The following is a 14416-nucleotide window of genomic DNA, read 5'->3' as shown; positions in this document are numbered from 1 at the left end:
CCATGCCACAATTCGTAGTAAAACCAGATAATCGCCAACTGGCTTTTGATGAGAAGCGCCTTTCCGTATACGCCGACCGTATCTTAGAAGGTCTTGATCAACTAAATAAAGAAACATTGCTGCGGGGAGTAATTTCCAAACTGCGTCGTGACTCCGTAAGCGGAGAAGAAATTAGCAATGCCTTCACCATGAGTGCTCTAGAGCTTGTAACGAAAGAAGAGCCTACTTGGAAGTTTGCAGCTGCCCGTGCCCTTCTGACTACCCTTTATAAAAAAGCAGCCGTTCATCGCCGCTATAAAGCTTATCCAGAAGAGCCTTACGGTGAGCTGTACCCGCTAATTACGGATCTCGTAAAAAAAGGAATCTATCGTGAAGAGCTTCTAAGTCATTACACCAAAGAACAAATTATCGAACTAGGTGGGTGTATCGATTATACACGCGATCTTTTGTTTGACTATATCGGTCTGCTTACGCTATCCGACCGTTATTTGGCGCATGATTTTGACGGCCGTGTAATGGAGCTTCCACAAGAACGTTATATGATTATTGCTATGTACCTGATGCACCGTGAACCAGCTGAGAAACGTCTTGAGCTTGTAAAAGAAGCTTACTGGGCTATGAGCAACATCTACATGACAGCTGCTACCCCTACAATGTCCAATGCCGGCAAAAAGGTCGCTGGACAGCTATCCAGCTGCTTCATTGATACGGTAGACGATTCCCTAGAGGGTATCTTTGATTCCAATACAGACGTAGCGCGCCTTAGCAAAATGGGTGGCGGTATCGGCGTCTACCTTGGTAAAGTACGGGCACGTGGTTCGGATATCCGTGGCCATAAGAACACTAGCTCCGGCGTAATTCCTTGGATTCGCCAATTGAACAATACAGCAGTCAGTGTAGACCAGCTCGGAACACGTAAAGGTGCTGTCGCTGTCTACCTTGATGTATTCCATAAAGATATCCTCGCTTTCCTCGATCTTAAACTAAATAATGGTGACGAGCGTATGCGTGCACATGACGTATTCCACGGTGTAACCCTGCCGGACTTGTTCATGGAAGCTGTTGAATCACGCAGCCACTGGAACCTCTTCTGCCCACATGAAGTGAAGAAGGTTATGGGCTGGACGGATGAGAACGGTCGTCCGCTTGGTCTGGAAGACTTCTACGATGAAGAGCTTGGTAAGGGCACTTTCCGTGAAAAATATGCTGAAGCTACAGCCAATTTGGAATTGTCCCGTATTACCGTTCCTGCGATCGACATCATGAAACGGATTATGAAATCACAGCTTGAAACAGGTACTCCATATATGTTCTACCGTGATACGGTTAACCGGACGAACCCGAACCGTCACCAAGGTATGGTCTTCTCTTCCAACCTGTGCACAGAAATTATGCAGAATCAATCCGCTACCGTTATTGAACAGGAAGAATTAGTAACCAAAGATGGCAAGACCAGGATTGTTATCTCCAAAATCCCTGGCGATTTCGTAGTCTGCAACCTGAATTCGATTCACTTGGCACGTGCGATTCCAGCTGGTGTGCTGGAAAGACTTGTACCTATCCAAGTACGTATGCTGGACAACGTAATCGACATTAATAATATTGAAGTTCTGCAAGCACAATACACGAACAGCCAGTACCGCGCAGTCGGTCTCGGCACATTCGGCTTGCATCACCTATTGGCACTCAAGGGCATTCGTTGGGAATCTGATGAAGCCGTAGAATATAACAACCATTTGTATGAACACATCAACTACCTGTTGGTACGTTCGAGCATGGAGCTTGCCCGTGAAAAAGGCCGTTATCCGAAGTTCGCCGGTTCCGATTGGGAGACAGGTGCATACTTTACTTCACGTGGCTACGTTAGCGGTGAACAAGAAGGTAAATATGTTACCACTGAACAATGGCGCGAGCTGCAAGAAGAAGTGGCTAAAGACGGTGTTCGTAACGCATGGATGTTCGCGATTGCACCGAACGGCTCCACATCGATTATTGCCGGCTCCACAGCCAGCATTGATCCTTTGTATGAACTGCTTTCCTATGAAGAGAAAACAACTTACAAGATCGCTAACCCAGCACCAGATCTGTCCGACAAGACGATTTGGTACTATAAAACTGCGTTTACAATTGACCAAAACTGGTCGATCCGCATGGCTTCTGCTCGTCAGCGTCACGTCGATCAAGGTCAAAGCTTCAACCTGTATGTTCGTCCTGACATCAAGGCTACCGAGTTCCTTGAGCTGCATCTGAACGCCTGGAAGGGCGGATTGAAATCAACTTATTATGTGCGTAGCCGTGCTTTGACAATAGAAGAGTGTGATTCTTGCGCTAGCTAATTATCTTAGTGCCCTGAATAGAAAAACGATGATGAATTTCGTAACTGCGAGGAATGTTTGGGCTTCCGGCCGCTGTTGTCATCAGATGTCTTGATCTTTACCGCTATTAGCGGATGACATCCGATGACAAAGGCGGTCGCTGACGCTCCTACAGCTCCAAACTTCCTCTCCGTTACTCCATCACCGCCTTTCTATGAACAAGACACCAAAGAAAGATTACCCGCGCAAAAAAATGGAGGGAAAATAAATGCAATTACAAAAGATTTTTAACACTGAAGCGCCCAACCAATCCACACGCATCATCGACGGTGAGTGCTCAGGTATTCTGAACTGGAACGATATCCGCATGCCACATATGTACAAGCTGTACAAGGTACTGCTGCTTAATCACTGGATTGCGGATGAAATTCCAATGTCCAAAGATGCGCAACAATTCCCTATGCTGGATGCAGAGGAACAACGCGTATTTAAGATCAACATCTCCCTGCTCGCCGTGTTAGACTCGATGCAGACGATGTTCGTAAGCGACGTGAAGCGTTATTTTACTGACTCTTCTCTAGAAGCTATCTCTGCCATTATCGGACAACAAGAAGTGGTGCATAACCAATCCTATTCCTATGTTCTTTCCTCTATCGTGTCGGAAAGTGAGCAGAAAGAAATTTTTGAATATTGGAAAAAAGACCCTGTCCTGCTGGAACGCAATCAGTTTATCTCTGATATTTATCAAGAGTTCCGTGATAACCCTACGAGACAAACCTTTTTCCATGCACTGGTAGCGGATCTCATCTTGGAAGGAATTTTCTTCTACAGCACCTTCGCCTTCTTTTACAATCTGGCCCGTGACCAAAAGATGATGGCGACCAGCCAAATGATCTCTTATATCCAACGTGACGAGAACCAGCACTGCTATTTCTTCGCAGAAGTATTTAAGCAGCTGCTTGTAGATTTCCCTGAGTTGAACACTAAAGAGAACATGGATTACGTGTATCGTACGATCGACCGCGCGGTAGAGCTTGAAACCAACTGGGCTTACTACACCCTTACTAATGTCCGCGGTATTGATCTTAACGAGCTTAGTGACTACATCAAATATACAGCGAACAAGCGCTTAACGTTGATGGGTATGGAAAAAGCCTACCAAGGCGTTGATGTTAACTGCATGCCTTGGATCAAACCTTTCTCCGATGATGCGCTTAATGCCACCAAAACCGACTTCTTCGAAGCTAAGTCCCGTAACTACGGTAAGGTTGGCGACGATAACGGATTCGACGATTTGTAAGACCGGATTATAACGAACCCTATATAAAAAAGAGGCCATTCTCTACTTTCACAGTGAGATGGCCTTTTTACTATAGCAAAAAGCGTCTCTTCACCCCTTGGATCAGGTATGAATGAGACGCTTATATAGTTGGTATGAATCCATACGAAACAGAATGCTAGCTACTTAGTCTTAAGCCTTGCGTTCCACACGATGTGTAGTTTCTTCTGCAAGCTCAGCTAACGCATCATTCAGACGCAGCTTCAACTCCTCAGCAAGCTCTACCACTCCGTGATCATTACGAACCACCTGAGAATCCACGGCATACACTCCACCAAGAATGTAACGTGCACCGAGTACAGACAATACAGGCTTCAAAGCATAATCAATCGTAAGTAGATGTGCAAGACTGCCGCCCATGAAGAGCGGGAGTACGATTTTGCCGGCCAATCCCTTTTGTGGAACTAGATCCAAGAAGGTCTTCAACACGCCTGTATAAGAGGCTTTATAAACCGGGCTAACCACGATTACCGCATCCGCTTCGGCTACAAGGCCGTTCGCTTTGACGATAGAATCACTCTCAAACTTGGTATGAATCAAATCTTCCGCTGGCAGCTCTGCTACGTTAATACGCTCAACCTCAAAGCCCTGATCCGTTAAGCTTGCCTCCGCATACTCTATAACTGCATTGATGCGCGATACCAAGGAAGGCGTTCCGTTAATCACAACAATTTTAGCCACTTCTCCACCTCTTTCATCCTATTAAGCAGCTCACACTGCAAATATTTATCCCGACAGGAATACTTTAAATTAATATTAATCCTATCGCAGATTAGATCTTATTGTCAAACCATAAACGCTTGCGTTCATCCCACTCTTACGATATACTAAGCAACAATATTAAATCCAACAATCAGGCCAATGACCGGCATCCAACCGTGAGGCGTCTGCGACCGGAGCCTATAATGACTCCCTAAGTTCACCGGGTTTCGCCCGTTACTGCGAAGACCAAAGAGGGTCGAATTCTTTCCTGCTGTTAAGGAGATTCGATCAACCTGGGTGGCACCGCGAGCTGACGCTCCTCGTCCCATGGATGAGGGCGTTTTTTGCGTTTTTTCAAGCATAAATACCTTCGACGTCCTTATAAGGACGTTAAGTGTTTGTGCGAGAAATAGAAGGATAAAGTGAAGTGTGAAACTTACACTCTCTTATCTTTTAAACAAAAAGGAGCGAGCGATATGCTGGAAATGAACTGGATCAAGGATAATCAGGAACTTGTAAGAAACACTGCCACCTGGAAAAGAATCGACTTCCCACTGGATGAATTGCTGGATTGGGATGAGAAGCGCCGGGGCCTGCGACAAGAAACAGAACAAATGAGAGCCGAACGTAATGGGCTAACTAAAGAAGTTGAACAATTACTACGTAAGGGTGACCGCCCTGCTGGAGAGATCGTCAAAGCACAGGTACGGGAACTCAATCATCGGCTGAGCCTGCTGGAAGCAGATCTGACCGAGGCTGAACGCCGCTGTAGAGAGCTCATGCTGCTCGCACCGAATCCGGTGTCGCAGGATACACCCATCGGCCACGATGATAACGATAATGTAGAACTGCGGTTGAACGGAGCGGTGCCGGAATTCAGCTTTGCGCCTCGTGATCATGTGGAGCTAGGTGAACTCCAAGATATTATTGATATTCCCCGTGGCGTCAAAGCAGGCGGTCCTCGCAGCTATGTGCTTAAAGGAGTCGGACTGATGTTACATCTTGCTGTACAGAGACTAGCCCTAGATGTGCTCACTGCACGCGGATTCACCGTGATGGATGTTCCTGTGATTGTCCGCCCTGAAGCGTTGGAGCGAACCGGATTCTTCCCGGGTGGGATGGATCAGACGTACGAGCTCAGCGGAGATAATCGCTGGCTGGTAGGCACATCTGAAGTGTCGCTAGTTTCACTCTACAGCGATGAGATTGTAGAGCTTGACACACCTATGCGACTAGCCGGAATGTCGACTTGCTTCCGCCGTGAAGTTGGATCAGCGGGGCGAGATGTGCGCGGGCTGTACCGCGTACATCAGTTCTCGAAGATCGAGCAAGTCGTCTTATGCCGAAATGACGAGGGGGTCTCGGACCATATGCTTCACGAGATCCTCGCGAATGCCGAGCACATTCTTCAGCTCTTAGAGCTCCCCTATCGAGTCATGGCTGTCTGCACAGGGGATATGTCCCTGAAGACGCATAAGCAGTATGACATCGAGACATGGATGCCTAGCAGAGGCGCATACGGTGAGACCCATTCGGCTTCTAATCTACTCGATTTCCAAGCTCGTCGTTCGGGCATCCGTTATCGGGATGCGGACGGTCGCTTACAATACTGCCACACCTTAAATAACACCGCAGTGGCTACGCCAAGAATTCTGATCCCGCTGCTGGAGAATCACCAGCATGAGGATGGTTCTATCTACATCCCTCAGGCGCTGCGCAAATACATGGACGGATTAGAGCGGCTAGAACTTCCACAACAGTAGTCTGTTTTATCCAGGTAAATTTAAAATATAATGCCTACTCACTTCTCAACAAGAAGCTGAATGGGCATTTTTTTGTTCTAAGACCTCCCGAATAGCCGAGCCCAATAACTCCTTCTCTATTGTTATTAAAATGTAAAATTTAACAGAAGTATAGAATACATTTGTTGTAATCCTTTGATAATTCAACTATAAAAATTAATTTATATATGGGACTATTCATCATCCAATAAACACTAGATTTTAAGGATTATTGTATTTATGCACTTTTTTCAGCCCCTATTCTTATGCGAAAACAATAACTTTTTATTTTTTTATTTTAATTTATAGAACCTTTAATTTATATTAATGCAAACCAACCTTTCATTTTACATTTGAATGATAAGATTTAGTAGGTTTCTAATAAAAGATTTGAGGGGAGAATACTTATCCAAATGATTATTTCTTCAAGAGTAAGGAAATGGTGGGCTAGTGGACTGGCAATGTTAATGCTTGTCGGCAGTGTGCTACCAGCTATTCAGACTGCCGAGGCAGCACCGGATAATAGCAATGTTGTTATCTCACAAGTCTATGGCGGTGGTGGAAACAGCGGAGCAGAGTTTAAGAATGATTTTATTGAATTATACAATCCTACCAACAAACCAGTAGTTTTGACTGGATGGAAAGTTCGGTATACTTCCGCAACTGGAACCTTTAGCAGCGGAACAGAATTAACAGGAACTATTCCTGCAAATGGATACTACCTCGTCCAAGAGGCTGCAGGAACAGGAGGAATTGCTGCACTACCTACTCCTGATGCCGCAGGTATCCTAGCTATGAGTGGGACAAACGGTAAAGTCGACTTGGTTGACCCATCGAATAATACGATAGATTTGGTTGGCTATGGTACAGCTACAGGTGTTGAGGGAACTCCAACCCCTGCTCTCACTAACGCGACAGCCGCTATTCGTAAAGCCGCAGCTGGTGCACCAGCTGATAGCCGTGGTCTAGATACGGATAACAACGTTGCGGATTTTGTTGTTCAAGCAGCAAATCCACGCAATAGTAGTTATGGTAAAGCACCAGAGACAGCTAGCTCCGTAGTAGCTTCACCAGCCGCTAATGCCTGGCCGGTAGGCACTGAAATTTCTCTGAACTCTCCGACAGTTGGAGCATCCGTCTATTCAGCTGTTTATAGATCAGGTGGTTCAACTGATTTCCAACCTTACACAGGGCCTATTACCTTAACTGAGGACACTACGATTAAAGCGTATGCTTCGGAACCGAATATGCCAAACAGCGCAATAACGACTTTTGACTACACGATTCTGACGAAAACAGACGTCGCAACAGCACGCCTTGGTAATAAAGGTCAGAATATTTCAACAGAAGGTATCGTAACTCACATTAACGCAGCAAAAATGTATATTCAGGATGGAACCGGCGGGATCGTACTTTATGGATTCCCAGAGTTCGCAAACGTTGGAGATCGTGTTGCAGTTAGTGGCGAGATGGATATCTACAGCAACCTGCAAGAGCTCAAACTCCAAAGCGGACTTCAATACTCTGTCGTTGCGAGTGATGTAGGTGTACCCGCACCTAAATTGATTACAGCAACCGACTTGTCTGCAGCGAACGGCGAAAACCATGAAGCTCAGCTGGTAACTATGAATAATGTCACTATAGATAATGTAAATGGAAATACAGTGACTGCAAGTCAAGGCGGACAACAATTCACAATTTTCTCAACCCTGCCTAAACTAGTAAAGGGTGCAACCTTTGATAGTATCACTGGGGTTATCGAGCAATATAATACAACTTATCAATTCATTCCACTTAACGAAAACGCTTTGGTGGAAGAAACTTTTTCTGTAATGGCGAGCCCTGGTGCAGGTCGCATCATTAAAGGAAGTGCTGTGACCCTATCCAGCCCTACCCTTGGAGCACAAATTCATTACACGACCGATGGAACTGAACCGACAGCAGCAAGCAAGCTTTATTCAGATCCAATTACAGTTAGTAAAGATCTTACCATTAATGCAATTGTCGTAGCAGATGGCAAGACAAGTAAGGTGTATACCTTTGCTTATAAAGCTTCTGATCTCCCTCGTATACATGATATTCAAGGAGAATCTCATGCCTCTGAGTATGTAGGTCAGAACGTTACTGACGTAGAAGGTATCGTTACCCAATACGGATACACATTCGCAACTGGCGCTTATAGAGGTTTCTTTATGCAGGACCCTCAGCCGGACAATAATGTGAACACATCGGAAGGTATTTTCGTTTACAGCACAAATGCATCCCTTAAACCAAAAGTTGGAGATTTAGTGCGCGTTAATGGAGCCGTTTCCGAGTATAACGAAGGAAGTGCGAGCAATCTAACCTCCACTCAAATTAATATGACATCACTAACAGTAGATTCCTCTTCTAGTTATACTGTGCCTGAACCTATCGTACTTGGCAAAGGTGGAAGAGCTATTCCTTCTTCCATCATTGATAATGACAGCATGGCTGATTTTGAACCTAGTGAAGATGCCATAGATTTTTATGAATCGTTAGAAGGCATGCTTGTAAAACTCCCTACCCCTACGATTATTAGTCCTTACTGGACAAGTGGTAGCGGAAATTCCATGCTTTATAACATCCCTACAAGAGTAGAAAATGATACTCCTGATCTCATCACACCAGCTGGTGGACTAGTTCTAAAAGAATATAACCAATTCAATCCTCAGCGCCTTATCATTGCTTATGGAAATCCGGGTCAAGAAGTAATCACCGGAGATAAGTTCGCTGGAGATGTTACAGGGGTCATCGGATACAACAATGGCAATTTCAAAGTAATTCCGGAGAACGGTAAGCTGCCAACCATTACCCCAAGTACTTTTAAACAAGAAACAACTACTCTTGAGGTTAATGAGGACAAGCTATTAATCGCTTCATACAACATTGAGAACTTCTACCCAGGCGTCGGAGCAACAAAAATCCAGAAACTTGCCGACTCCATCACGAATAATATGAAAAAGCCTGACATTATCGGCGTGGTCGAAATGCAGGATAGCAATGGTGAAACCAACAATGGAATCACTGAAGCAAGTGCTGACGAACTGATTAAGGCTATTGAAACTGCAGGCGGTCCTGTATATAAATACACAGACATCGCTCCAGTCAACAATCAGGATGGTGGTGCTCCAGGCGGAAACATTCGCGTAGGCTTCTTGTACAACCCAGCAAGAGTACAGCTTGCGGATAGTGTAAACGGTCAAAAAGGTACATCTACGCAATCCGTTGCTTATGATGCAGCGACAGACAAGCTGACTTACAATCCGGGACGAATTGATCCAACGAATGCTGCATTTGCTAGTTCACGTAAACCACTTGCTGCACAATTTATTTTCGGCGGCGAAAAAGTGATCGTGATCGCAAACCATTTCAATTCAAAAGGCGGCGATAATGGTCCTTTCGGGAACGTTCAGCCACCGGTATTGTCCAGTGAAACACAACGTCATAAAATTGCGGCGGTCGTAAACGGATTTGTCAAAGAGGTTCTAACTGCAAATCCTGAAGCCAATGTCGTAGCTCTTGGCGATTTGAATGATTTCCAATTCACTAAAACTGCAACTATTTTAAAAGGTACAGAGCTGGACAATTTGATCGACACATTGCCTTTAAATGAGCAGTATACGTACACCTATGACGGAAACTCTCAAGTACTGGATCATATTCTTGTCAGTAAAAATCTAACGGCTTCTTCCAAAGTAGATGTCGTCCATCTAAATGCCGACTTCTCTCCATCGAAAGGTCGGGTATCCGATCATGATGCGGTTGTAGCACAGATTGATTTTAGTACTGCTGAAGACTTCCCATTAACAGTTCTACACACCAACGATACGCATGCAGGACTAGATACTGTAAGCTCACCAAACAACATCTTGCGCCGTGTAACAGCAATCAAAAATGCTAAGGCGACTACAGAAAACCCTATTCTTCTCGATGCGGGTGATGTGTTCTCCGGAACACTCTACTTCAACAAGTATCTGGGTCAAGCAGATCTGACCTTTATGAATCTGGTCAAATATGACGCTATGACTTTCGGTAATCATGAATTTGATAAAGATTCTGATACGCTTTCCAAATTTATCGGCAACGCTAAGTTCCCTTTTGTCTCATCTAATGTGAATTTCTCTACAGATGATATTCTAAGCAAAATGTTCACCAACGAAATTGGTCGATCGGGTAATGCGGCAACCATCTACCCTGCTCTAATCAAAGAAGTTGACGGAGAACAGGTTGGTATCATTGGTCTGACGACAGAAGATACTGCCAACATTGCTTCACCAGGTAAAGTAACTTTTGAGAATGCTGTAGTGAAGGCAACAGAAACTGTCGCTATGCTGCAAAAAGAAAAGATTAACAAGATTATTGTTCTCTCACACCTTGGCTACGAAGAGGATCTCAAGTTAGCCAAAGCGGTTAACGGTATTGATATTATTGTCGGTGGTCACAGCCACACGAAATTAGATCAAGCGGTTGTAGATAACAGCGATCCTAATGCACCAAAGCTTATTGTACAAACCGGTGAAAAAGGACTTTTCCTTGGTCAGCTTGAAGTTAAATTTAACAAAGATGGCGTACTGACAGATTGGAAAGACCAATTAATCTCCATCGACGCTAAGAACGGCGCTAACTACGTTATCGCAGAAGATCCTGAAGCTAAAAAGATCCTGGATACCGACTATAAGCCAGGTATTCTAGAACTGAGCAATGAGGTAGTAGGAAACTCAGAGGTTGTTCTAAACGGCGTTCGTGATAATGTTCGTACAAAGGAAACTAACCTTGGTAATCTGATTGCCGATGGTATGCTTTTTGCAGCCAAGAAAGCTGGCACTAATGCCGTAATCGCCCTGCAAAATGGTGGCGGTATTCGCGAATCTATCAATGAAGGACCGATTACACAAGGTGAGGTACTCGGAGTACTTCCTTTCAACAACGATCTGGTTACAATCACTTTGACCGGACAAGAAATTAAGGATGCAATGGAGAATGGGGTTTCCAAAACTCCAGCAGCAGACGGACGTTTCCCGCATGTTGCAGGGTTGAAATTCTATTATGACTCCACGAAGCCTGTGAACGAACGTGTATTACGTATCGAAGTGAAGAACGGAGATAAATATGTTCCTCTAGATCTAAAAGCATCTTATGAAGTAGCTACTAATGCTTTCACAGCTAAGGGTGGAGATTTCTACACTTCACTTGAAAAGGCCTATAAAGAAGGTCGCGTGAATCTACTGTACCTGCCGGACTTTGATGTATTTACGAAGTATCTTCAGAAGATTGGAAATGTCACTGCGAACACTTCCGCTGTTGAGGGCCGGATTGTGGATCTGAAGGGTGCACCATTGCCGGAGATAACTGAAGACTTCCCATTAACAGTTCTACACACCAACGATACGCATGCAGGACTAGATACTGTAAGCTCACCAAATAACATTCTACGCCGTGTAACGGCAATCAAAAATGCTAAGGCGACTACAGAAAACCCTATTCTTCTCGATGCGGGTGATGTGTTCTCCGGAACACTGTACTTTAACAAGTATCTGGGTCAAGCAGATCTGGCCTTTATGAATCTAGTCAAATATGACGCTATGACTTTCGGTAATCATGAATTTGATAAAGATTCTGATACCCTTTCCAAATTTATCGGCAAAGCTAAGTTCCCTTTTGTCTCATCTAATGTGAATTTCTCTACAGATGATATTCTAAGCAAAATGTTCACCAACGAAATTGGTCGATCGGGTAATGCGGCAACCATCTACCCTGCTCTGATTAAAGAAGTAGACGGCGAACAGGTTGGTATCATTGGTCTGACGACAGAAGATACTGCCAACATTGCTTCACCAGGTAAAGTAACTTTTGAGAATGCTGTAGTGAAGGCAACAGAAACTGTCGCTATGCTGCAAAAAGAAAAGATTAACAAGATTATTGTTCTCTCACACCTTGGCTACGAAGAGGATCTCAAGTTAGCCAAAGCGGTTAACGGTATTGATATTATTGTCGGTGGTCACAGCCACACGAAATTAGATCAAGCGGTTGTAGATAACAGCGATCCTAATGCACCAAAGCTTATTGTACAAACCGGTGAAAAAGGACTTTTCCTTGGTCAGCTTGAAGTTAAATTTAACAAAGATGGCGTACTGACAGATTGGAAAGACCAATTAATCTCCATCGACGCTAAGAACGGCGCTAACTACGTTATCGCAGAAGATCCTGAAGCTAAAAAGATCCTGGATACCGACTATAAGCCAGGTATTCTAGAACTGAGCAATGAGGTAGTAGGAAACTCAGAGGTTGTTCTAAACGGCGTTCGTGATAATGTTCGTACAAAGGAAACTAACCTTGGTAATCTGATTGCCGATGGTATGCTTTTTGCAGCCAAGAAAGCTGGCACTAATGCCGTAATCGCCCTGCAAAATGGTGGCGGTATTCGCGAATCTATCAATGAAGGACCGATTACACAAGGTGAGGTACTCGGAGTACTTCCTTTCAACAACGATCTGGTTACAATCACTTTGACCGGACAAGAAATTAAGGATGCAATGGAGAATGGGGTTTCCAAAACTCCAGCAGCAGACGGACGTTTCCCGCATGTTGCAGGGTTGAAATTCTATTATGACTCCACGAAGCCTGTGAACGAACGTGTATTACGTATCGAAGTGAAGAACGGAGACAAATACGTTCCTCTAGATCTAAAAGCATCTTATGAAGTAGCTACTAATGCTTTCACAGCTAAAGGTGGAGATTTCTATACTTCACTTGAAAAGGCCTATAAAGAAGGTCGCGTGAATCTACTGTACCTGCCGGACTTTGATGTATTTACGAAGTATCTTAAAGAAGTTGGAAATGTCACTGCGAACACTTCCGCTGTTGAGGGCCGGATTGTGGATCTGAAGGGTGCACCATTGCCGGAGATAACCCCAACTCCAACACCAGTGCCAACATCACCAACAGTTCCAACATCAACATCAACAGCAACAGCAACAGCAACAGCAACAGCAACACCAACGACTGTTCCAACGGCTGCACCGCAAGTAACAACAATTGATGCTGCTGATCTGACCAAACAACTTGCTGAACTGCCAACTGGTAAACATGAACTGGTTATTCCGGTTAAAGCGACTACTGGCGGCGCTCAAGTAGAACTCCCAGGCAGTGTGCTTGTAAAACAAGCTGCTGCACAGCCTAACACAATTCTTACCCTTACTACTGATGGCGCTTCGTATTCCTTGCCGCTCAGTGTTATAAACAGTGTATCGCTTGCCGCTCAATTAGGCACCAGCGACTTTACAATTACAGTATCCATTCTATTAGCGGATTCGAAAACGCTAAGCAGCACAAACCAAGCTATCGCTTCACAGCTAGGTAATGCTACTTTAGCTGCTCCAGTAATCGAATTTAGTGTTTCAGCAGTAGCCGGATCTAAGCGTGTACCGCTGAACAACTTCGGCAGTACTTATGTTAATCGGACGATCAATGTACCTACTTCCTTAAATTCAAATAGCGCAACGGCAGTCGTCTTCGATCCTGCTACAGGCAAGATTTCCTTCGTGCCTGCGATATTTGCCCCTAAGGCTAATGGAACAACAGATGTTACGATTAAACGGAACAGCAACAGCTATTACACCGTTGTTAAATCTTCCAAAACGTTCGGAGATATTAGCGGACACTGGGCTAAAGCGTCCATTGATCTGTTAGCTTCCAAACTGATCGTTAGTGGAACCAATAGCGATACATTCTCTCCTTCACAGTCGATCACACGGGCTGAGTTCGCAGCATTAATTACGCGTTCTCTTGGACTTGTGACAACGGGTGGCGAGACAACATTTAAGGATGTAAATCCAAGCGCATGGTATGCTGATGCTATTCGCACTGCTGCAGAAGCCGAATTGATTTCCGGTTATACCGATGGCAGCTTTAAGCCAGGTAGCCCGATCACTCGGCAAGAAATGGCCTCTGTATTAGCTAAAGCCATCAAGTACACGGGCAAAACCTTAAATGCCGATCCTGCAGCACTAGCTAAATTCAGTGACGCAGCAAGCATTCCTGCTTGGTCCCAAGCAGCAGTAGCAGAAATCGCTGCTGAGGGCATCATTCAAGGAGCGAAAGACGGTTCCTTTGCTCCACAAAAGCTGGCAACTCGTGCTGAAGCCGTTACGATGCTGGAGAAGACCTTGAAATCTCTTCAGTTCATCAATTAATAAAGGCTCACAGCTCTGAGGACAAAAAGGCGGTTCCTAGGGTGCATAATGCACTCGAGGAACCGC

At 44.8% G+C, this 14416-nt stretch carries 6 protein-coding genes; 4 read left to right on the top strand and 2 right to left on the bottom strand.

What is annotated here, in order from left to right; all coding sequences use genetic code 11:
• The first annotated feature begins 2 nt into the window (after nt 1–2).
• Both MKY99_RS02410 and MKY99_RS02405 read left to right on the top strand, forming a co-directional pair.
• Nucleotides 3–2336: a ribonucleoside-diphosphate reductase subunit alpha gene (locus MKY99_RS02410; RefSeq protein WP_042184468.1), complete on the top strand. Its 2334-nt coding sequence runs from the start codon at nt 3–5 to the stop codon at nt 2334–2336.
• A 247-nt stretch (nt 2337–2583) separates the two neighbouring features.
• Nucleotides 2584–3615, top strand: coding sequence for a ribonucleotide-diphosphate reductase subunit beta (locus MKY99_RS02405; protein WP_036682584.1), 1032 nt, complete (start codon nt 2584–2586; stop codon nt 3613–3615).
• A 171-nt stretch (nt 3616–3786) separates the two neighbouring features.
• On the opposite strand, the gene ssuE is transcribed toward MKY99_RS02405, so the two are convergent.
• Both ssuE and MKY99_RS02395 read right to left on the bottom strand, forming a co-directional pair.
• Nucleotides 3787–4335 carry an NADPH-dependent FMN reductase gene (gene ssuE / locus MKY99_RS02400; protein WP_042184465.1) on the bottom strand — a complete coding sequence of 183 codons (549 nt, stop codon included), beginning with the start codon at nt 4333–4335 and terminating at the stop codon, nt 3787–3789.
• 146 nt (nt 4336–4481) lie between these two features.
• Complete coding sequence (locus tag MKY99_RS02395; protein ID WP_339268453.1) at nt 4482–4685, bottom strand: hypothetical protein; 204 nt, start codon at nt 4683–4685, stop codon at nt 4482–4484.
• 147 nt (nt 4686–4832) lie between these two features.
• Here MKY99_RS02395 and serS point away from each other — a divergent pair, with 147 nt between their 5' ends.
• Both serS and MKY99_RS02385 read left to right on the top strand, forming a co-directional pair.
• A complete protein-coding gene (gene serS, locus MKY99_RS02390; protein ID WP_339268451.1) occupies nt 4833–6119 on the top strand; it encodes a serine--tRNA ligase in 1287 nt (428 codons plus the stop codon).
• 431 nt (nt 6120–6550) lie between these two features.
• On the top strand, nt 6551–14350 hold the full coding sequence (locus MKY99_RS02385) for a 5'-nucleotidase C-terminal domain-containing protein (RefSeq protein WP_339268449.1): 7800 nt from the start codon (nt 6551–6553) through the stop codon (nt 14348–14350).
• The last annotated feature ends 66 nt before the right edge of the window (nt 14351–14416 follow it).

Source organism: Paenibacillus sp. FSL R5-0470 (assembly GCF_037975205.1).
In the GTDB taxonomy this organism is placed as follows: Bacteria; Bacillota; Bacilli; order Paenibacillales; family Paenibacillaceae; genus Paenibacillus_AQ.
This window is presented reverse-complemented; position numbering and strand designations above follow the sequence as displayed.